The organism is Nocardia anaemiae NBRC 100462, from assembly GCF_001612725.1.
In the GTDB taxonomy this organism is placed as follows: Bacteria; Actinomycetota; Actinomycetes; order Mycobacteriales; family Mycobacteriaceae; genus Nocardia; species Nocardia anaemiae.
On record NZ_BDAZ01000061.1, the window covers coordinates 76982 to 98538 of the forward strand.

The 21557-nt window shown below is 66.0% G+C and carries 15 protein-coding genes and 2 tRNA genes; 11 read left to right on the top strand and 6 right to left on the bottom strand.

The genetic code is table 11. The features are described 5' to 3' along the window. Positions 1-17: 17 nt before the first annotated feature. Positions 18-953 carry a PDR/VanB family oxidoreductase gene (locus NA5_RS30030; RefSeq protein WP_062992091.1) on the top strand — a complete coding sequence of 312 codons (936 nt, stop codon included), beginning with the start codon at positions 18-20 and terminating at the stop codon, positions 951-953. A 23-nt stretch (positions 954-976) separates the two neighbouring features. Further along, the gene (locus tag NA5_RS30035; RefSeq protein ID WP_062992093.1) at positions 977-1753 is read left to right on the top strand and encodes an alpha/beta fold hydrolase; all 777 of its coding nucleotides are present in this window, start codon (positions 977-979) and stop codon (positions 1751-1753) included. 30 nt (positions 1754-1783) lie between these two features. Here NA5_RS30035 and NA5_RS30040 read toward each other — a convergent pair whose 3' ends face one another. Then, entirely contained in the window at positions 1784-2737 is a 954-nt protein-coding gene (locus tag NA5_RS30040) for a GGDEF domain-containing protein (RefSeq protein WP_062992094.1), read from the bottom strand. Between the two features lie 513 nt (positions 2738-3250). On the opposite strand from NA5_RS30040, the gene NA5_RS30050 reads away from it, so the two are divergent. From NA5_RS30050 to NA5_RS30070, 4 genes are all read left to right on the top strand, one after another. Beyond that, positions 3251-3324, top strand: a tRNA-Gly gene (locus NA5_RS30050). A gap of 44 nt (positions 3325-3368) precedes the next feature. Next, positions 3369-3442: transfer RNA gene (locus tag NA5_RS30055), tRNA-Pro, on the top strand. 696 nt (positions 3443-4138) lie between these two features. Next, positions 4139-5299 carry a GAF domain-containing protein gene (locus tag NA5_RS30065; protein WP_245672461.1) on the top strand — a complete coding sequence of 387 codons (1161 nt, stop codon included), beginning with the start codon at positions 4139-4141 and terminating at the stop codon, positions 5297-5299. Between the two features lie 165 nt (positions 5300-5464). Beyond that, on the top strand, positions 5465-6706 hold the full coding sequence (locus NA5_RS30070; protein ID WP_062992100.1) for a cytochrome P450 family protein: 1242 nt from the start codon (positions 5465-5467) through the stop codon (positions 6704-6706). Between the two features lie 60 nt (positions 6707-6766). Here NA5_RS30070 and NA5_RS30075 read toward each other — a convergent pair whose 3' ends face one another. Then, on the bottom strand, positions 6767-7969 hold the full coding sequence (locus tag NA5_RS30075) for a styrene monooxygenase/indole monooxygenase family protein (RefSeq protein WP_062992102.1): 1203 nt from the start codon (positions 7967-7969) through the stop codon (positions 6767-6769). 147 nt (positions 7970-8116) lie between these two features. Here NA5_RS30075 and NA5_RS30080 point away from each other — a divergent pair, with 147 nt between their 5' ends. The 4 genes from NA5_RS30080 to NA5_RS30095 all read left to right on the top strand — a co-directional run bounded on the left by NA5_RS30080 (position 8117) and on the right by NA5_RS30095 (position 15001). Then, positions 8117-10717: an ATP-binding protein gene (locus NA5_RS30080; RefSeq protein WP_062992104.1), complete on the top strand. Its 2601-nt coding sequence runs from the start codon at positions 8117-8119 to the stop codon at positions 10715-10717. Between the two features lie 63 nt (positions 10718-10780). Further along, positions 10781-11497 carry a response regulator transcription factor gene (locus NA5_RS30085; RefSeq protein WP_062992106.1) on the top strand — a complete coding sequence of 239 codons (717 nt, stop codon included), beginning with the start codon at positions 10781-10783 and terminating at the stop codon, positions 11495-11497. Further along, on the top strand, positions 11494-12972 hold the full coding sequence (locus NA5_RS30090) for a sensor histidine kinase (RefSeq protein WP_063813676.1): 1479 nt from the start codon (positions 11494-11496) through the stop codon (positions 12970-12972). Before NA5_RS30085 ends, NA5_RS30090 begins: the two co-directional genes overlap by 4 nt. A 76-nt stretch (positions 12973-13048) precedes the next feature. Continuing rightward, positions 13049-15001, top strand: coding sequence for a GMC family oxidoreductase N-terminal domain-containing protein (locus NA5_RS30095; RefSeq protein ID WP_062992108.1), 1953 nt, complete (start codon positions 13049-13051; stop codon positions 14999-15001). Between the two features lie 130 nt (positions 15002-15131). Here NA5_RS30095 and NA5_RS30100 read toward each other — a convergent pair whose 3' ends face one another. Further along, positions 15132-15833 carry an NAD(P)-dependent oxidoreductase gene (locus tag NA5_RS30100; RefSeq protein WP_062992110.1) on the bottom strand — a complete coding sequence of 234 codons (702 nt, stop codon included), beginning with the start codon at positions 15831-15833 and terminating at the stop codon, positions 15132-15134. Between the two features lie 98 nt (positions 15834-15931). Here NA5_RS30100 and NA5_RS30105 point away from each other — a divergent pair, with 98 nt between their 5' ends. Continuing rightward, positions 15932-16648 carry a TetR/AcrR family transcriptional regulator gene (locus tag NA5_RS30105; RefSeq protein ID WP_062992112.1) on the top strand — a complete coding sequence of 239 codons (717 nt, stop codon included), beginning with the start codon at positions 15932-15934 and terminating at the stop codon, positions 16646-16648. A 28-nt stretch (positions 16649-16676) separates the two neighbouring features. On the opposite strand, the gene NA5_RS30110 is transcribed toward NA5_RS30105, so the two are convergent. From NA5_RS30110 to NA5_RS30120, 3 genes are all read right to left on the bottom strand, one after another. Continuing rightward, positions 16677-17915: a serine hydrolase domain-containing protein gene (locus NA5_RS30110; RefSeq protein ID WP_084484527.1), complete on the bottom strand. Its 1239-nt coding sequence runs from the start codon at positions 17913-17915 to the stop codon at positions 16677-16679. A gap of 287 nt (positions 17916-18202) precedes the next feature. Continuing rightward, on the bottom strand, positions 18203-20773 hold the full coding sequence (locus NA5_RS30115) for a polynucleotide kinase-phosphatase (protein WP_062992116.1): 2571 nt from the start codon (positions 20771-20773) through the stop codon (positions 18203-18205). Continuing rightward, positions 20773-21557: methyltransferase (locus NA5_RS30120; protein ID WP_157110704.1), on the bottom strand; the 785-nt coding region annotated here is incomplete at its 5' end. The genes NA5_RS30120 and NA5_RS30115, both read right to left, overlap by 1 nt.

The window sequence follows — 21557 nt, forward strand, 5'->3', positions numbered from 1 at the left end:
CTGATCGGAGCCGGGGCATGACCACCGAACCGGAATTCGCCGTCACCGTCGCCGACCGCCGCACCCTCGCCGACGGCATCATCGAACTCACCCTCGCCGTGACCGACGGGCACATCCCGAAATGGCGGCCGGGCGCGCACATCGACCTGATTCTGCGCCCGGACCTGGTACGCCAGTATTCGCTGTGCGGCGATCCCGACGACCACGGCCGATTGACGGTCGCGGTCCTGCGTGAGACCGGCGGCCGTGGCGGATCGATCCACATTCACGACCGCCTGACCGTAGGCGAACGTCTGCGAATCCGAGGCCCCCGCAACAACTTCCCGCTCCGGGACGCGGAACGCTATCGGTTCATCGCCGGTGGTGTCGGTATCACACCGCTGCTGCCGATGATCCGCGTCGTCGCGGGGCGGGGTGGCCAGTGGAGCTTGCACTACGGCGGCCGCACCCGGGCGAGCATGGCCTACCTACCCGAACTGTCGGCGCTCGGGCCGATCGAGGTCTATCCGCAGAACGAGACCGGCCCGCTCGATCTCGACGCCATCCTGTCCGCTCCGGAGTCGGGCACGCTGGTGTACTGCTGCGGCCCGGAGTCGCTGTTGGCAGCCGTGGAAAGCCGGTGCGCCGCAACCTGGCCAGCCGATGCGCTGCACCTCGAGCGGTTCGCGCCGAAGCCGACCGAAGTGACTGTCGATTCCGCATTCGACGTCGAATGCGCGCAATCCGGTGTCACCGTGCACATCCCGGCGGATACCTCTGTACTCGACGCCATCGAACAGGCCGGTATCGCGGTGCTGTCCTCCTGCCGCGAAGGCACCTGCGGCACCTGCGAAACCGTTGTCCTGGACGGTATTCCTGACCATCGCGACAGCATCCTCACCGCACAGGACACCGACGTGATGATGATCTGCCGCTCACGCGCCCACACCCCGCGCCTCGTCCTGGACATCTAGTCCGGCCATCGAAAGGTTCCCTTATGCCCGTCGTCAGAGTCTCCGATACCGATGTCCACTACTCCGTGTCCGGCGCCGGACCAGGATTGGTCTTCGTCCACGGCACCAGCATGAGTGCCGAATCCAATTTCGGGCACCTCATCGCCGAGTTCACCGATCGCCACACCGTCGTCACACCCGACTACGCGGGCAGCGGTCACACCACCGCACCCGAGCGCCGACTGACCCTTGATCTGCTGGTCCAGCAGATCATCGCGACCATCGAGGACGTATCGACCGGCCCGGTCGACCTGGTGGGCTTCTCGCTCGGCGCGGTGGTCTCGGCGGCGGTCGCGGCACGGCGTCCCGACCTGGTGCGCAGACTCGTCCTGGTGGCCGGTTGGTCGGTGACGGAGGATCCGCGGCAGTTGCTCACCCTGCACGGGTGGGCGGCGTCGTTGGAGGCCGGTCCCGAAATGGCCTCCGCATTCGGTCCGCTGCTTGCATTCAGCCCGGCCTTCCTGAGCGGCCTCGGCCATGCGGGTCTGGCGCAATTGCGCGCCACGAAACCCGAACCCGGAACGCTGCGACAGATCGAGGTGAACCTCGACGTGGACATCCGAAACGAGCTGAGCCGTATCGCCGCATCGACATTGGTGATCGGCTGCACCCAGGACCAGTTGGTACCGGTTACCCACGCCCGTGCGCTGCACGCCGCGATCCCGAACAGCCGCTACGCCGAAATCGATAGCGGCCATGTGGTGTTCTTCGAGAAGCCAGCCGAACTCGTGTCGCTGTTACAAGGGTTCTTGGCCAGCTGAGGTACAGGCCTTCGGCGGGCCTGTACCGGATCAGCCTGCGACGGCCTTGATTTCGGGTTGCTCGGAGTCGGCGAGGGCGAAGCGGCGTCCGCCCGCGGTCTTCGCCGAATACATCGCGCGATCGGCGCGACGAAGCAGATCGGTGAAATCGCAGGAGTCGCCCGGTGGACAGTAGGCGGTACCGACACTGGCCGAGACCGGCACCGGACCGGCCGTCGACCACACCGGATCCCGCAGTGCCGCCACGATCCGGTGCGCGATCTCGCCGAGCGTGTTGTGCAGCGGGTTGGTGGCGAGCACGAATTCGTCACCGCCGTAACGGCAGATGACCGTATCCGGCGGGCAGATCTCACGCAGCCTGCGGGCCAGTTCGACGAGTACCTCGTCGCCGACGGCATGTCCGTAGTTGTCGTTGATCTGCTTGAACCGGTCCAGGTCGATCAGCAGCAGACCGACGCCGCGGTTCGGGTCCGCCGTCATCAGCCGCACCTTGTCCTGCAGCAGCGTCCGGTTGGCCAGATCGGTGAGCGCGTCATGGGTTGCCTCGTGCCGCAGCCGATGCTGTAGCGCGGCGATCTCCTGCACCCGCAATGAGACCGCGGCCGAAATGTGTTGCTCCTGCTGGGCAAGCGCCCGCTCCTGCAGTGCCTGGGCATAGCTGTCGATGGCCTGACTGGCGACCAGCGGCCAGCGCGTCGCCACCAGCGACCCGGGCGCCCCCGCTGGGAAGCCGAGCAGCCAGCGGGTGGCCTGGGCCAGCATTCTGGTGCGCTCGAAGGGCGCTTCGACCAGTCGCGCACCCAAGTCCCGCGCCGCGGGCACCGGGAAGGGCTCGGATCTGGCCAGGAACAGCAGCCGCTCGATGATGTCGACCAATACCGGCTGCAACTGTTGTGGTGACGCGTGTGATCCCGGTTCCGCGCAGACCGCACGCGCCCACGCGCCTGCCATCTGCGCTACGGGTGGCTCGATATCCGCAGACATCGCACTCACCCGCCACGGGTGATGTCGGTACCCGGGTGTCCTGTTCCCACGCAGGCGCCGGCGTCACCCCGATCGTTCCCACTGCTATGCGGTTGTGTCCACCTCGCTTGGTGCACGCTCACCGCCCCCTTTCCAGATACCCCCGTCCGGCAAAAAGGATCCTAGCAAGCCACTCGGCACTGAAAAACGCCGTTTTATAACGAGTTATCGGTCCCTCGCGAATGGCGATCGGGTATGTGATCGCAGTCGCACCGCCGGTGTTACACATCAATTTTGTTCGCCGGGAAGTCGCGGACCGACACGCCGACAGCACGCCGAAAGGGGAGGTTTCCGGCCCGCTCGCCAGCTCGGCGCGATTGGTGATAGCGATCTGCTACCGTCGGTGGCGGGGATTGGCTGGACAACGGCCCCGCTGAGCGGTTCGGTGGGGGCTGATTGGCGTATCCGAGGTCCCATTCGGTACAGTCGGTTCGCACACGACATCGTGGCGATCCCATCAGATGTCGTATGCCTGCGGGTGTAGTTCAATGGTAGAACCTCAGCCTTCCAAGCTGATGGTGCGGGTTCGATTCCCGTCACCCGCTCCACGCAGGATTCATCCTCGTCGGCACCGTCTTTCGCCGCGAGGTCACGGGGTGTAGCGCAGCTTGGTAGCGCATCCGCTTTGGGAGCGGAGGGTCGCAGGTTCAAATCCTGTCACCCCGACAGCATCAGCAGGTCCGAGGCCCTTTCGAGCCTCGCGGACCTGCGGGCTGACACTGTTTCAGCCTGTCCCAGTTGATGTTTCACCGCCTCGGCGCCGTACTTCTCGGAAGCTGCACGGCATGACCCGTGCGAAGGTCGAATCCGACACCCGCCGCCAGCGTGGGCGAAAGCTGCTCGCCTCGAGCGGTGTTCCGTCGCGGCCGATGAAGACCAGGCGTCCGGTGACGGACCGAGTGGTTTGCTGACAGTCGCACCAGCAGTTAGCCAGCACTTCGCCGGGCGCGCTCCGCTGCCGAACAAGGGCGATACTTGTCGCCCAAGGTGCCTCCAATCTCGGCCACGAACCGTTGGGAGCCTTCTACCCTGCATGGCTGCCACTGGCGCCCGGCGCCGATCCGCAACTCGACGCGGTCCCGTTCTACGCCGGATCGGCAGGCGCCGAGTGGGCGCATCGCGAAGCCGACGCGGATGCGGCGGTTCGACTTCCCATGGGTGCGAATACAGGTCGAGCATCCGGGCCGCTGTTGTCGGCAGAATAGTGGTCGAGGAGCCCGTCCACTTCGGGCCGGGCGCGCCATCTGCGCGCGACGCCCACTCATGTCTGCGGTGTGCCCGCATACCTAGGTAATGAACTCCGCTGTTTCCGTGGCAGCACCCGATGTCCATGCCTCCCCTATCTGGGAATACTGAACCGACGTGCAGACAAGTCGCATCTGCCTGGAGGGAACGGGTGGGGTGGAGGGCGGTGTGATGATTCCGTGGGCGACGGTGGAGACGTTGGCACCGCAGATCCTGTCCGTGGCTTCGGTGGGCGAAGTGCCGCGTAATTTCGCCAGTTGTGACCGTGTGGTGCAGCGATTGCTGGGGAAGACTCCGGCGCTCTACGACACGCTCACGACCCGCGATATCACCGGGATGATCCGCTTGGTGCATCTGCGGGCCGAGGATATGGATCTGACGATCCCGACCCGGGCCGGGGCACACAAGCTGTTGCTGCGGCCGGTACTCGGTCCGGGCGGCGATGTGCACGCGGTGCGGTTGTGGCTCGGTCCCGCCGCCGCGCCGATTCCCCCATTGCGCCCGGCGGTCGGTCTGATCTGGGAACTCGATACGCAGCTGATCCACCAGCCCATCGGCCTTCGGCGGCTATGCGGTGTCGAGGCCGAAGAGTACGTGCCACGACGTTCCATTGCCGAACTGTTCCATCGGATTTCGAAATTCGATCGACATGTGGAGGTGCTCGATCTGCTCTATGGTCCGGTGCCGGGTCAGAAGCTCCAGTTCGACGCGATCGTGACCAGTGGGTCCGCACGACGCGGACAATGGCGGATCACCATGCGTGCTCGCGATGACGAACGTACCCGCGGCGCCTGGTTGTTGATCGAAGACGTGACCTCGGACCCCATGCCTTCGATGGCGCCGACCCTAGATCACATCGGATTGCGGGAAGCCCACCGCCGCGCCGGAACCCATTTGGCCATCGTGCAACTCGAGCACGCCACTATCGCCCATTGGCTCACCGAGCCTGCCCCCTGGGTCCGGTGGGATTACCTGTTCCGGCCGGTCGATGTGTTCCATCCCGGTGATCGTGCTCGATTGGCCGACCTCGGCGGCGGGCTCACCTCCGGTGATGCGGCGGAAGTTACCGTCCGCACATTGAACTACCAGGGCGGATACACACCGACATCATTGGTGCTCTATCCGTATCCCGGATATTCGGTTCGCCCGCTCACCATCGCCCAACTCGTCCACGTCGGCGACGATCTGCCGATTGCGCAACCGAGCGATCCGGTCGGCTACGACGAACAACTGTGGCGCTGTCGGTCCAACCTGATGGCACATATCCCGGCTCACTGACCGCCGGGTGGGGACCGGGCATCGGTAGTGACCGACCGGTGCTGGCTGGGCGGCAGTGCCGAAATGCGCACGGATCTACCGATGTTCGGGACATACCTATTGGGAAATCGTTACCGCGACCCACCACTTGCCTGTGTGACATGGCCAGCGTTTGGAGTTTCGCTTTTGAACACGCAACAGCAGCCCGATACCGGTCCGGTTCCGCACCACGTGTCGCCCGCTGGGGGCGATGGTGACTACGTCCCGATGTATTCTCCGGAATTCGCCGCCGATCCACACACGGCTTATCGGCAGATGCGCAGCCGCTACGGCGCGATGGCGCCGGTGGAACTCGCGCCAGGAGTGCCCGCAACCCTGGTGCTCGACTACTACACCGCAGTGCGCATCTTGAACGATCCAGAGCATTTCCCTGCCGATCCGCGCGGCTGGCAGCAGACGATACCCATCGAATGTCCGGTGCGGCCAATACTGGAGTGGCGTCCGAATGCGCTGCGCAGTGCCGGTAACGAACACACCCGCTATCGGCAAGCTATCGCCGCGGCCATCGATGGGGCCGATCTGCATGCCCTGCATGCCACTGTGGAGTCCATTGCGGTACCGCTGATCGAGGCCTTCAACTCCTCCGATACGGCGGACCTGATCAGCCAATACGCCTTACCGCTCGCATTCGGCGCGATCAACGCGATGCTGGGCTGCCCACCGGAGATCGGTCAGCGGGTCGCACAGGCGACTGCCGCGATCTTCGATGGGGTCGACGCCGAACAAGGCAACAAGATGCTCAGCGATGCCTTGCTGGACCTGATCGCCTTGAAACGAGCCGAACCCGGCGATGACATCACCACGCGACTAATCGCACATCCCACCCGACTCGACGAGTCGGAGTTGATTCATCAGCTCGTCATCCTGTACGGCGCGGGAATCGAACCGCAACAGAATCTGATCGCCAATACGCTGCTGCTGATGCTCACCGACGAGCGGTTCGCGGGAAATGTGTTGGGCGGCAGCCTATCGACCCGGGACGCACTCGACGAGGTCTTGTTCGCCGACCCGCCGATGGCCAATTTTTGCGTCACGTATCCACGACAACCGATTCTGTCCAGCAATATCTGGCTGCCCGCCAATGAACCGGTCGTGATCAGCATGGCCGCCTGCAACAACGATCCGACGATCAGCAGCGGTGAGTATCTCGGCAATCGTTCGCACCTGGCATGGGGTGCTGGACCACACGCCTGCCCGGCGCGAACCGCGGCCTATCTGATCGCCCAAGATGCCATCGATCAACTTCTCGACGCCCTGCCCGATCTGACGCTGGCCGTGCCGGTCGATGAACTGAGCTGGCGGCCCGGCCCGTTCCACCGTGCTCTTGCCGCCCTACCCGTGGCACTCCGGGTGTCGACTACGCGCTGACCGCGTTCGGGGTGACCCGCACGCGCTCATTGGGGTTTCGACATAGCCATCGGGGTCCGGTTATTCCGTTGGCGCCGCCGCGGCGAATTTCGCCATATTCGCTGGGCGGACAAAGGTTTCGGCGAATGCGTCGGCCAGTGCCGTGTCATCCTGTGCGGCCATCATCAGTTCCTGGACGGCCGGTGGCGGGTCGAGCACTGCCATCGTCCAGCGTGCCGCGGGATGGGCGACCGCGGTCAGCCATGGCTGTGCCGCCGATGTCATCCAGGCTCGGTCGAACGGGCCGGTGGGATTGCCCAGGATCGCCGCGCTGTACTGGGCGGCGCAGTGCGCGGCGTTGTTGGCGCCCTGTGCACCGCCGGGATCCATCCGGCACACGACATCGCCGCCGCCGAGTACGAGGGCGCCGGAGGGCAGTGTGGCGATCGGCTCGCGCATGGTCGGCGGTACGGCGCCGACCAGAGTCGCACCACCGTCGGTCAATTCGGCATTGCGATACCGATCGGCAAGTGCCGCAGGCAGATACCGTTGCAGGAGCTGCACGGCCCGCGGCAGTCGCTCGGCCGGGTCGCTTTGCGCGAAAACGTCCAGTCCGCAGCCGGGCAATCCCTCGAAAAGCAGTATTTCGCAGCGCCTTTCCTGTCCGGGCGGACCGGTAAGTCCCGGATAGGAGATGATTTCGCCGTGGCCGGGAAGGGCTGTGTAGCTGCCGAGGCCATCCGGATCGGGCTCGACGCCATCGAGGTACAGCACCGACAGTCGACGCATCGGCTCGGTCGGAACAGACCAGTTCGGGTCGGCGGGGAAGTATGCCGCGAGGTCACGCGAGGCTCGAGTGACGACGGTCAGATCGTATTCGGCCGCCCGCCGATCCAGTTGTGGCACAGACAGTTCGGCGATCTCCAGATCACCGCCCGTAGCCGCGAAGTCGGCGAGCCAGCGGGCGAACACTGTCCGCTGGTCGACGCTCTGCGCTGGTTCGCTGAAGCGTCCGGCCCACCCGGACACCAGATTGCGGTCGATGACCAAACTGAACCGGATGCCTTGGATCCGGGGCGCGCTCGAGCGCCAAATACCCAGTCCCGCTCGGGTTTCGAGGTCCAGCGTTGGCGCGAATTTCACCTGAGTGCTGGTCACCGAGCCCGACAGCACCGTGGCCGCGTCGCGATCGGTCACCACGGTGACCGGGATGCCGCTGTGCCGCAGCCGCAGTGCCAGCGGTAGGCCACACTCACCAGCGCCGAGTATCTGAATTCCGCGCATGTGCAATCCTTCCGATGGTGAATTCGCCGTTGTCAGCTTCGCGACATAGGTAGGTCACGTACATCGGGTGAAACGACGGAGGTTTTCGGCCGCGGCGACGCCGGATACTGGCTGTTCGGCGCCGACCGGCTGACTACTGTGCTCACTATGACCGGGCGATATTCATCGAGCCTCGGATCACTGCCGAGAGCTGACAGTGATTTCGTCGGACGCGAACAGGAACTGGACAAGATCGCGACGTTGCTGCTGGATTCGGTGCCCCTGATCACCTTGATCGGATCGGGAGGCATCGGCAAGACCCGCCTTGCCACCGAGGCGGTACACCGCTATCACAAGGCTCGTCGGGTTCCGGTCCATTGGGTTCGGCTGGCCCGGCTGGCCAGCGGGGCCGATATATCGGCGGTCGAGGACGAGGTCGCGCAGGCGATCGTCGACGCCGATTTCTCTGATCGATCGGTACGGGCCGCACTGGTCGACACCCTCACCCGTTCCGACGCCGTGCACAATCGACTGCAGACGGTCCTGGTGATGGATAATTGCGAGCACGTCCTGGACGGGTCTGGGCGATTGATCGCCGAATTACTCGACGCGGTGCCGGGTTTGACGGTGCTGGCCACCAGTCGCGAGGCGGTCGGCTGGGTCGATGAGCATTTGGTGCCGATCGGTTCCTTGCCTCGGAGAGAAGCGCTGCGGCTGTTCCGCAAGCGAGCCGAGCTCACTGGGCGGCCCATCGCCGATGATCAACTAGAGCTTGCCGATTCCATCTGCCGACATTTGGACAACCACCCGCTCTACATCCGGCTGGCCGCCGCCCGCCTTCGGCGCGAACCGTTGCCGATGATTCTGCGCGACCTCAGCGGCGAAGCCAGCGATCGGCGGTTGCGGTGGTCGCATGGTCCGCGCGTCGGCACCGAGGAACGGCATCGTGGCATCCAGGATGTCATCGCTTGGTCTTACGACCTGTGCACGGACCAGGAACGCCTGCTCTTCGATCGGATGTCGGTCTTCGCCGCAGGCTACGACGTGGATCCCGACGACGAGGCCGCCGATACGTCCGTTCTCGATGTCGGCGCGGAACTGGATGCCATCGAGGGTGTTTGCGCCGATGTCGACACCGGTGGCGGCGACCCGGAAGTCGGCATCGCGACGGACGAGGTCGAGGGTCTCTTGGAGCGGTTGGCGGATCAGTCTTTGGTGTCGGTCCACCTGACTTCCGACACCGTCCGCTATTCGCTGCTGGAGAGCTTTCGGGTATTCGCTCAGCAGCGATTGCGCGAGCGCTCGGCGGGCTCCGAATGGGAGCGATTGACCGCTCGGCATCGACGCTATTACCGCGACAAAGTCATGCGGGCCTGCGCCGAATGGTTGAGCCCGGCGGAACAGGATCTGCTCGATTGGGCGCGGGCGGCTTGGGACAACCTGCTCTGCGCGATCGATGGGAGTCTCACCGACCCGAGGGAATCGGTGATCGGATTGGAAATCGCCGTCGGCTTGATCTCATTGCGCGTTCCCTTCATCAAGGGGTCGCTACGCGAGTCTCGGCGTTGGGCCGAACGAACATTGGCGGCGACGCGCGAACTCGACCCACAACCCATCGAACTCCAGATATCGGCAATGGCCATGATCGGGTGGATCAGCATGTGCCAAGGTGTGCACGCCGACGCCGAGCGCATCCTCGACGAGTGTGTCGCCGCGTGCGTGACCGATCCAACGGCACGGGCGAACTGGCGGCATACCTTCGAGCTCGATCTGCCCGCGTCCGTCGAGTTCACCCGTGGTACCGAACTGATGCTGGTGCAGGGGGACGCGCGTGCGGTGTCGGTGCTCGGGAACGCGCGCCAGAAATTCGCCGCCCGTGGCGATCTCGGTGGTGCGGCCATGAGCGAGCTGTTCGAGGCTCTGGCCGCCGGTTTCGGTGGCACCGCGGCACAGGCCATGGAGATTGCCCGGCGTCATCTCGACAACACCACCGCGGCCGGGGCGTGCTGGGCGAAATCATGGGCCGAATTGGCGTGGGCGATTGCCCTGACCAAATATGGAGACCCGGAGGAAGCGCTTGTCGTCGGGCGGTCCGCGTTGGCGGATCAGGTCGTGATGCGCGACCAATGGGGCGCCCTCTGGGCGGTGCATATCCGGATGTGGACGCTCGCGCGCATGTCGGGCGATGCGCGGACCGCGGACGGGACTGTCTCGGAACAGGTGATTGCCCGGGCCACCGAAATCGCACTGCTCGGCGGCGGAGTCGCCACCTGGCGGCAGCGGTTGGGCGTGAACATAGCGAACCTGCGGCCGTTCGAAACCGAAACCGACAACGCAATGGACATCGCACGGGATGTGCTCGGACAGGAGCTGTTCGAAGCCACGCAGCGCGAGGGTGCCATGCTGCGGCCGGAGCACGATGAGGTGGCGCGGCTGGCGTTGGGCACGTGGTCGCTGGACAAGCTGGAGGTGGACCATCCCATCCGGCGCGGCCGCCCGTCGCCATGGCAGGAACTGTCGACCGCCGAGCAGGAGGTCGCGACGCTCGCGGCGGCGGGCTGGACCAATACGGCGATCGCGGCCAGACGCGGCAATTCGTTCAAAACGATAGATGCACAGATGATCTCGATCTTCCAGAAGCTGATGATCACATCGCGAGCCGACATCATCGGGTTCGTGCCCGCGGACCGGCGAAACGAGGTCACGAATGCGTCCGCGCGTCGACCGAAACCTACGCGCCCCGGGCCGAAACCCGAGCGCGGCCGCTGATCGGCGACAGCGTGAGGCGATGTCGCGGGCGGCCCGTCGGGCGGCGCGGCATAGTGTGGAGCCGTGCCCGACCGTGACACGTCACCGGCCGCGACCGTTCTCGTGGTCGACGATGAGCCCAACATTCTGGACCTGCTCTCCGCCGCGCTGCGCATGAGCGGCTTCGACGTGCGTACCGCCGCGAGCGGGTACGCGGCGCTGGCCGAGGCCGCGGCCCATCGGCCCGACATCGTGGTGCTGGATGTGATGCTGCCGGATCTGGACGGCTATGCGGTGGCGCGGCGGCTGCGGGAGGTCGACAGTCAGGTGCCGGTGCTGTTCCTGACGTCCAGGGACGCGGTCGAGGACCGGATCGCCGGGTTGGCCGCCGGTGGCGACGACTATGTGACCAAGCCGTTCAGCATCGAGGAGGTGCTGCTGCGGCTGCGCGCGATTCTGCGGCGGACACTCGGTCCGGAGTCCGGCGACGATCGGGTGCTCAGGTACGCGGATCTGGAACTGGATGTCGATGCGCATACGGCCTATCGGGCGGGCGACGAGATCTGGCTGTCCGCTACCGAATTCAGCCTGCTGCGTTTTCTTGTGGTCAACGCGGAGAAGGTGGTCAGCAAGCAGCAGATCGTCGATCGGGTGTGGAGTACGGAGACCGGGCGCGACGGGCGGGTGGTGGAGACCTTCATCAGCCAGCTCCGGCGCAAAGTCGATGCCCGGAATCCGCCGCTGATCCACACGATTCGCGGTGTCGGCTACACCTTGCGGCACGGTGGCGGGCGTTCGTGAGCGCTCGCCGGTTGACCTTACGCACCCGGCTGCTGCTGGCTCTCGTCGCGATCGCCGGTATCGGAATGGCCACCTTCGGGCTGCTCAGCGTGACGATGTTGGATCGCGCGCTGCTCGATCGGGTGGACGACCAACTCGATCACGTTGCCAGCGATATGACTTCGACGAAACGGCCACCGCCGCCTCCGCCCTCCGGCCCGCCGGAGTACGACCAGTTGCCTTCGGATTTCCGGCTGATGTTCTTCGATGTAGACGGGCATCAGATCGGCAAGCTCGGCGCACCGGCCCAGGTGAGCACCGTGCCCGCATTGCCCGCGATGGACGCGGCATCGGTACGCGCCCGCGCGAACAGTGCGTTCACCGTCGGCGACCAGAACAGCGATATCCGTTGGCGGGTGCGCACTGTCGTGCAGCCCGCGACCGAATGGCAGCCCGATGGCGGCACCGTCGCTGTCGCGATGTCGCTGGCGACCACCGAGGCGACCACCGGCAATCTCCGCACGATCGAGTTGGTGGCGGGTGCGACGCTGTTGCTCGCCAGCTGCGTCATCGCGGCGGTTCTGGTGCGAATCGGTCTGCGCCCGTTGACCAGGATCGAGCACACCGCCGAGGCGATAGCGGCCGGAGATCTGGATCGCCGTGTCGCACAGACCGATCCGCATACCGAGGTCGGTCGGCTCGGTATCGCGTTCAATGTGATGGTCACCCGGCTGTCCACGGCACTGCGTCAGCTCGCCGATTCCGAGCAGCGGATGCGGGCGTTCATCGCCGACGCCTCGCATGAACTGCGCACCCCGCTCACCTCGGTGCGCGGCTACGCCGAGCTGTATCGGCGCGGTGGTGCGTCCGACCAGGTCGGGGCGGGGGAGATGATGAGCCGGATCGAGGGCGAGGCGATCCGGATGGGTGTGCTCGTCGACGACCTGTTGCTGTTGGCCAAATCCGATCAGGAGCGGGCGCTGAATCTGGTGGAGCTCGATCTGGTGGTGCTCGCCATGGAAGTTGTGCGCGACGCCGCCACCCGAGCCCCGGATCGGGATATCGGTCTCGAGAGTTCGGATGACCCGGTTCGGATCGTCGGGGACGAGCACCGGTTGCGGCAGGTCATAACGAATCTGGTCAACAATGCGTTGGTGCATACGCCCGCCGAGGCGTCGATCACCGTAACTGTCGGGATCAGGGCCGCGGCTGCGTTGACCGATCCGGTCGCCGCCGAAGCGGGTGCGGAACTGCCCGAGGCCTCCGAATTCGCGGTACTCGATGTGCACGACGACGGACCCGGCATCGCACCGGAGAACGCGCCGCGCATCTTCGATCGCTTCTATCGGGCCGCCGAATCACGTTCCCGCACTGGTGGTTCGGGACTCGGCCTCGCCATTGCCGATGCGATCCTTGGTGCGCACGGCGCCCGGATCCAGCTCTTGCGCACGCCCGGCGCGGGCGCGACCTTCCGAATTCTTTTCGCCGTCTCCTGATCATCGGCGGATTCGGCGCGCGGGTGACGAGTATGGGTTAAGTTAATGACCGTTCTGTTTCCGGGGTAGGAGAACGATGGCGCTGACCCTCGCCGAGCGCACGACGCTCGGCCTCATCTGTGACACCTTCGCACCCGGGGACGGTGCGGAGCTGCCGTCCGCATCGCGGCTGGGGGCCGTCGACGCCGTCGAGCGGTTGCTCGCGCGCAATCCGAGTGCGGCGGAGCGTCGTGCCTTCGAAACCCTGCTGCGCGTATGGAATTCCCGCGGGTTCGGATTGCTGCTCGGGGCCGGGCCGCGCCGGTTCGCCGATCTCACCCAGGACGAACGCGAGCAGGCGCTCGTCCGGCTCGCCAGCTCCCGGCTCGGCCGTAAGCGCGCGGTCTTCCAGGCGCTCAAGGGCGCGGCGTTGACGGCCTACTATGCGACGCCCGGCTCGACCGGGACCAATCCGGCATGGCGGGAGATGGGGTTTCCGGGTCCGCTCGGTGCTTTTCCCGATGCGCCGAAGCCCGCTCTTGCTCCGGTTCGACCGACCAGCGATACGACGCTCGATTGCGATGTGGTGGTGGTCGGATCCGGTGCGGGCGGTGGCACCGCGGCGGCGGTGCTCGCGGCGGCCGGACTGGATGTCGTGGTCGTCGAACGCGGCGGCTACTACGATGACGCGGACTTCGGCTCCGGCGAACTCGACGGATTGCTGAATCTGTACGCACCCGGCCCAGCGACTACACAGGAGGGCCAGCTTGGGCTGGTCGCCGGATCGTGTCTCGGCGGTGGCACGGTGGTCAACTGGACCACCTCGTTCCGCACGCCGGACGATGTGCGCGAGGAATGGGCGAGCCTGGGCGCCAAGCAGTTCGCCGCCGATGAGTACACCGAGGCGCTGGACGCCGTGGTGGCCAGACTCGGTGTCAACAGTGACCACTCCGGTGCCTCCGGTCGGGACACCGTCCTGGAACGCGGTCTGCGCGCATTGGATTGGCATGTCGATGCGATGCCACGCAATGTGCGCGAGTGTGATGCCGGAATCGAATGCGGGCGTTGTGGTTTCGGGTGCCGTATCGGTGCGAAGCGGTCGGTGACCAAGACCTGGCTGGCCGATGCCGCCGAGCACGGTGCCCGGCTGCTGATCGATACCGAGGTACGCACGATCACGTTGCGGGAGGGCAGTGCCAGTGGGGTCGAGGCCGTCACGTCGCAAGGTGACGCGGTCACCATCCGGGCTCGAGCGGTGGTCGTCGCGGCGGGGGCGGTCCAGACACCCGCTCTTCTGCGTCGCTCTGGAATATCCGGCCGCAATATCGGCCGCTATCTGCGATTGCATCCAGCCACCGCGGTCTTCGGCACCTTCGACGAGGAGATCCGGCCGTGGGAGGGCGGCATGCAGACGCGCTACTCCCGCGAGCACCGTGATCTCGACGGCCACGGCTACGGCGTGATCTATGAGACCGGGCCGTTGACGCCAGGCATGACGGTCGGGTTTCTGAATTGGACCGGCTCGGCGCAGCACCGCGCGATCATGCACAACCTCGCGCACACTGTCGCAGTCGGTGTGATCACCCGGGACCGCGACCACGGCACCGTATCGGTCGACCGTGCGGGTGATGCGGTGGTTCGCTATCGCCTGTCCGGATATGACCAAGCGCATATGCATGCCGGAATCGCGGGTGCGGCAAGAATTTTGGAAGCAGCCGGTGCGCTCTGCATCTTCTCGGGCCACCAGTCGGGCCCGGTCTACGAGCCCGGTGTCGCGGGGTCACATGACACCTTCGTCGCCGAATGTCTGCGTGCCGGTTATGATCCCGGCCGCTGCGCGATGGGCGCCCTGCACATTATGGGCTCGGCGCGCATGGGCGGTTCGCGCGCGGATTCGGCGACCGATCCGGACGGCGCGGTCTGGGATGTGCGGAATGTCGTTGTCGCGGACGCATCCTGCTTTCCGACCGCGTCGGGGGTGAACCCGATGCTCAGCATCGAGGCCATCGCCCGTATGAACGCATCACGACTGGCCGCTCGACTGACCTGAGCGTTGCCCGGCCGGTCAGCGTGCCCGATATGCCGTAGCCGCATTCTCGCGATGTTCGAGCAGATACTCGCCGACCGGTGAAGTGTGAAAGCTGATCTCCCGCACCGGCAGTCGGCGCGGGAGCAGCCGGTCAATAGCCGATTGTGAAGCGGCGCTGGATGAATCGCGGCAGTTCGACTTCGTCGAGTAGGGCGACCGCGGCGTCCTCGATGGAGATGCGGCTGTGGCCGTCGGTATCGCGGACCGGCTGGTCGCCGCCGACGCGGTAGCGGCCGGTGCGTTCGCCGGGGGCGATCAGTTCGGCCGGGCTGAGGTAGGTCCAGAGCCGGTTCGAGGTGCGCAGGACATCGAGGGCGGCGCGGTGGCCGCGTACCGCTGCGGCGTATTCGCGAGGCAGGCCGAGTCCGTCGAGAGTTTCGATCAGCAGTTGGTCGTCATCGGCGGTGACCCGGCCGGGCTGGTACTCCAGACTCCCCGCGCCGCCGACCACGATCAGCCGCGTGCGCGGGTGCGTGTGCAGTGCGTCGAGTAGCGAACGCGCGGCGCTCGCGTAGACCGTCGGATCGGCGATGGAGCGCGCGACGGTGTCATTGAAATCCCTTGCCGCATTCCCTGGTTGGTAGCAGCTGATCAGAACGTCCATGCCGGGGAGGGCGGCGGCAATGGCAGCGCTGTCGAAGATGTCGAGGCTGCGCCAGGTGAGGTTCGGCTGGCTGGTGGTGATCTGGCTGGCGTCCCTGGTGAACGCCGTGACGTGGTGGCCGCGGGTCACGGCCTCGGTGACTACCCGCTGGCCGATATTGCCGGTCGCGCCGACGATTCCGATGAACATGGTGCTCCTGGGTCTGATTGATACGGCGTGTAAAAACTATACGCTGTGAAGTCTTTTAGCAATGTCATGTTTTCTCACACGGATGTAGAGTTGCAGCCGTGGGTACTGGGACGCCGACCCGGCGGGAGTTACGACGCTCCGAGACGACAGCGGAGATCAAGCAGGTCGGGCTCCGTTTGATGGCCGAGGGTGGACCTGGCGCCATCACACTGCGGGCGATCGCGCGCGAGATGGGCATGACCGCCAATGCGGTCTACAGCTACTTCCCGACCCGTGACGATCTGATCACCGCGCTGATCAACGATGTGTACTCCGAACTGGCCGATGCGGTCGAAGCGGCCCGCGATGCCCGTCCCGCTGCCGACGCCGCAGGCCGAATTCTCGCGTGGGCCTGCGCATTTCGCGATTGGGCCGTGGCAAATCCGGCCGGTTTCCGTCTCATCTACGGCGATCCGGTGCCCAACTATGAGCCGCCCGAGGGCGGCGCCGCTCCGGACGCGGAACACCGCGTATGCGCGGGCCTGACCGGTTTGGCGGCCGGCGCGTGGCCGCGTGCCGAAAAGCACTATGCCGACAATGGTTTCGAGTGGTCGGACTTCGAACCGAAACTCGTCGACGAGGTCAAGGCGGAGTTCCCTGGCCTACCTCCCGCCGCCGTCGCCATCGCGCTGCGCATCTGGGGTCACCTGCACGGCCTGGTCTCCCTGGAAATCCTCGGCCACCTGCGCTCCCAGACCACCGATCCGGAAAAGCTCTACCGCAACGAGATCGGCCATCTCATCCGTTCGCTGGGGTTGCGGCCACCCGAGCGCTGAACCCTGGGTGTGGTTGCTGGGCGCTGTATCAGCTGGCGGCGCGGGTGCTGTCGAGTGTGTCGGCAGTCGAATCGCCGATGGCCGCGCGGGCGGCGCGTTCGGTGAGGGCGGCGAGGAAGGGGAGGCGGGCGTCGCCGAGGGACATGGCGTGGTTGCCGAGGTGGTTGGTGACGAAGCCGATGCCGAGGCCGAGACCAGGATTGGCGATACCGCCGGAGCCGCCGATGCCGAAGTGGCCGAGGGCCTGGCGAGTGAGGCGGGTGCCGACGATGGCGCGGTGGTAGCCGAGGGCGAAATGCGGTGGGGCGCCGAGAACGTAGTCGTAGCGGCTGTTCGGCAGCATTTCCGCGATGCGGCGGGTAGTTTCGGGACGGAGCAGGCGGCGGTGGCCGACCATGCCGTCATTGGCGATGCCGCCGTACATCTTGGCGATGGCGCGGGCGGTGAAAACACCGTTCCAGCCCGGCATCATCGCATCGTAGGGGCGCATGCCGAGGGTCATATCGGCCCAGCCGTCGTAGACCGCACCGCGGGCGGAATTCATTACCTTCACCGAGGCGAACGGTGCGACGAGCGTGTCGAACGGGACCCTGGCGATGCCGAGGCGGGGCGAGAGGCGGGCCAGCCGCTGCCGCTGGTTTTCGGGCACGCCGAACCAGAAATCATTGTCGCCCAGCGGCTCTCGAAGTTCGCTGCGGACGAGGTCGGCGAAGTCGCGACCGGTGGCGCGTTGCGCGATCTCCGCGACCAGGGTGCCGAAGGTCAGGCCGTGATATCCGGAAGCTCGCAGCCGCAATGGATCCGGCACGGATGCGGCCATCGCGGCGGCCACGGCGTCGTGATCGAGCAGATCGTTCGAATCGGCGACCAGACCGCGGGTGCGCTGCAATCCGGCGCGATGGTTCAGCACCTCGCGGATCGTGATACCGCCCTTGCCCCGCGCAGCGAATTCCGGCCAGTAGTCCGCCACCGGCGCGTCCAACTCGAGCACACCGCGCTCGATCAGCCGATGCGCGACCGTCGCGGTGACACCCTTTCCGGTCGAATACGACAGCGCCATGGAATCGGCCCGCCACCGCCGGTCGCTATCGGCCCACCCCGCCCAGATATCGAGCACCGGCTCGCCATGGAGGTACACCGCCAGCGCGCCACCGCCCTGGCTCTTACGCCGGAACATCGCGAAGAACTTGGCCGCGACGGCGGTGAACCGATCGTCGACCAGCATGTGACCGGGCACGCCCGCGCCGTCGGTGCTCGCAGCTGGCATGGTCAGACTCCTTTGTCGGATAACGCCGTGCAGGCTACTGCTAACACTTGCAAGCAGCCTGCTAACTGACTGTAACCAGGGTTACTGGATAGACGCAATGGTGCGTGCCGGTGGCCGGAATAGCCCGCGGCCGGAAAAGGTCCGAGCGGACCTCGCCGTGCTCGGGCGTCACGGCGCTGCTGGTACTCCGGTTGCCGAGGTGTTCGGGCCTATGTGGAATTCATCGACGGGTTCACCCACGGCCGGTTGGTCGGCAGTGACCAGGTACCGGCCGCGGGTGCGATCTCTCAAAGGCGCGGGTCGACCGGCTCCGATTCGAGGGCGAGGACCGCGAAGACCGCTTCGTGCACGCGCCACAGCGGTTCGCCCGCGACGAAGCGGTCCAGTGCCTCCAGGCCCAGTGCGTACTCGCGCAGCGCCATCGAGCGCTTGCGGCCGAGACCACGGGTGCGCAACCTGCGTAGGTTGTCCTCGCGCAGGTACTCCGGGCCGTAGATTATCCGAAGATATTCGGGGCCACGGCATTTCACGCCAGGCTGGACCAGGTGATCGCCTTCGCTGCGGACCATCGCGTCGTACGGCTTCACCACCATGCCCTCGCCACCCGCCGTGGTCAGCTCGCTCCACCAGGTGGTCGCGGCGGCCGCGCTGGCCGAATCGGTTAGATCGACGATCTTTCGGCCGGTCGGGGTGAACAGCTCGGCGTCGGCAGCGACCAGCCGGTCGATATTCGACAGGTGCCAATCATGGTCACGCACCGCGTAATTGCTGCCCGCACCGGCCAGGATCTGGAACGGTGCGATACGCAGACCGTCCAGGCCGTCGACCGGCCAACAGTAGCGGCCGTAGGCGGTGGTGAAGGCCGCCGCGTCGGTCTTGCGTGCGGCGGTACGGTCCGCTAACTCGGTGACATCCAGACCCCGTGCCGCGACGGCGGTCAGCAGGTCGGACGCGGTGCCGAGTGCCGCACGGGCGGCCGCACCGACGGCAGCGTACTGATTGCGCAGCAGGCCAACGGCTTTGGCCGACCACGGCATGAGCTCGGTATCGAGCAGCAGCCATTCGGTGTTCAATTCCTCGAACAGGCCAGCCGTTTCGGCGGCGGTACGTACTCGGGCGAGCAGCTCCTCGGTCTGCGCGGTGTCGTCGAAGAACGGCCGCCCGGTACGGGTGTAGAGCGCGCCGGTACTGCCGTCGTCGACGCCGAAGCGATCGGCCGCGACCTGTGCTGAGCGCGTCACGAGGACGATCGCGCGCGAGCCCATGTGCTTCTCCTCGCATACCACGCGCCGAACACCCTCGGACCGGTAGTAGTCGAACGCTTCGGCGGGATGCTCGAGGTAACCGTCCAGTTGGGTGGTCGCACACGGCGCCATGGTCGGCGGCAGGTACACCAGCCAGCGCGGATCGATGGCAAAGCGACTCATCACCTCCAATGCGGCCCCGGCGTTCTCCTCATGTACACCGACGCGACCGTGCTGACGGGTCTCCACCACCCGGCGGCCCAGCACATCGTCCAGATCGAGCACGCCGGGATCGCGGTGCACCACGCCGCCCGGTATCGCGATGGTGGTGGCCTGCAGCGGCCGCACCGGCTCGTACCAAACCCGTTCGGCCGGAACCGTAACCGGCAAACGCTCCGGATACCGCAGGGCCGAGAGCTTGCCACCGAAGACGACGCCGGTATCCAGGCACAATGTGTTGTTCACCCAGCGCAGATCGGTCACGGGCGTGTGGCCGTACAGCACGGTGGCGCGGCCGCGGTAATCCTCGGCCCACGGATAACGCACCGGCAGACCGTATTCGTCGGTCTCCCCGGTGGATTCGCCGTACATCGCGAAGGCGCGAACCCGACCCGACGCGCGCCCGTGGTACTCCTCCTTCAGCCCGGCGTGTGCGACCACCAGTCTGCCGCCATCGAGCACATAGTGGCTGATCAGGCCGCGGCAGAAGTCCAGCGCCGCCTTGCGGAAATCCTCATCCTCGGTCTCCAACTGGGCCAGTGATTCCGCGAGCCCGTGCGCGATACGCACCTTCTTCCCGTCGAGTGCGCGCACCAGCTTGTTCTCGTGATTTCCGGTGACGCACAATGCGTTTCCGGCGTGCACCATCCCCATGACGAGTCGGAGCACACCGGGGGTATCCGGCCCGCGATCGACCAGATCACCGACGAATACCGCGGTCCGCCCCGCCGGGTGGCTCGCACCGACCGCCCGGCCCGCATCGTCACGCGCCAGGTCGTAGCCGAGTTCGCCGAGCAGCGTTTCCAATTCGGCGCGGCAGCCGTGCACGTCGCCGATCACATCGAATGGTCCGGTGAGTTCACGCTTATCGTTCCAGGCCTTTTCGTCGACGATGCTCGCCGACTCGATCTCCTCGACGCCGCGCAGTATGTACACCTTCCGGAAGCCCTCGCGTTCCAGACCGCGCAGGCTCCGGCGCAGTTCGCGCTGCTGACGGGAGATCACATGCCTGGGCAGGTGCGACCGGTCCGGGCGTCGCGTATTGCGTTCGAAGCACATGTCATCGGGGACGTCGAGCACGATCGCCACCGGCAGCACATCGTGCGCTCGCGCCACCGCGATCAGTTCCTGACGCGCCTTGGGCTGCACATTGGTGGCATCGATAACGGTGCGCAGGCCGCGCCGCAGCCGGATACCGGCGATGTGGTGCAGCAATGCGAACGCGTCCGGCGTCGAGGACTGATCGTTCTCGTCATCGCTGACGATGCCGCGACAGGTATCAGAGGAGACGACCGCGGTATGCCGAAAGTGCTTGCGCGCGAATGTCGATTTGCCGGATCCGGTGCTGCCGATCAGCACGACGAGGGAGAGCTCCGGGACGGATAGCTCGGTCATCACGCGGTTCCTCTCGTACTGCCTTCGGTCGCGGCCTTGGTGAACAGCGCCAGCTGCGTGGGCGGGCCGAATTCGGGATGTTCGACACCGACCGGCACGAAGCGCACCGCGTACCCGTACCGCTCGGCCACGCCAGCGGACCAGCCCGCGAATTCTGCACGGCTCCATTCGAATCGGTGGTCGGAGTGCCTGAACTCGCCCGCGGGTAGCGTCTCGTACACCACATTGTGCTCGGCATTCGGTGTCGTCACCACCACGGAACCCGGTGCGGCCGAACCGAATACGGCGTATTCCAGCGCACCCAGCCGCGGCGGATCGATATGCTCGACGACCTCCATCAGCACGGCAGCGTCGTAGCCGCGCAACCGAGCATCGGTATACGTCAGAGCTCCCTGCAGCAATGTCAAGCGCTGCGCCACCCGCTCCGGCATCCGCTCCAGCCGCAAGCGCCGCTTGCTGATGTTCAGCGCTCGCATCGATACGTCGACACCGACGACCTCGGTAAAAGCCTTGTCCGCCAACAATTCCCGCAGCAAGGCACCCTCACCGCAACCGAGATCGAGCACCCGGTGCGCCCCGACCTCCCGCAGCGCGGCCAAAACGGCGGCGCGTCGCATGACCGCCAACGACGGTGGCCGCTCGTCGCTGTCGGCCACCGACGCAGGCTGCGTCGGCCCGGAGGGTTCCACGGCGAGCTCGGCGGTGCTGTTTTCGGCAGACTCCGCCTCGTCGAACCCCTGCTCGACCGCATCGAGCTCCTCCGCCTCGACATCGTCCACCTCGG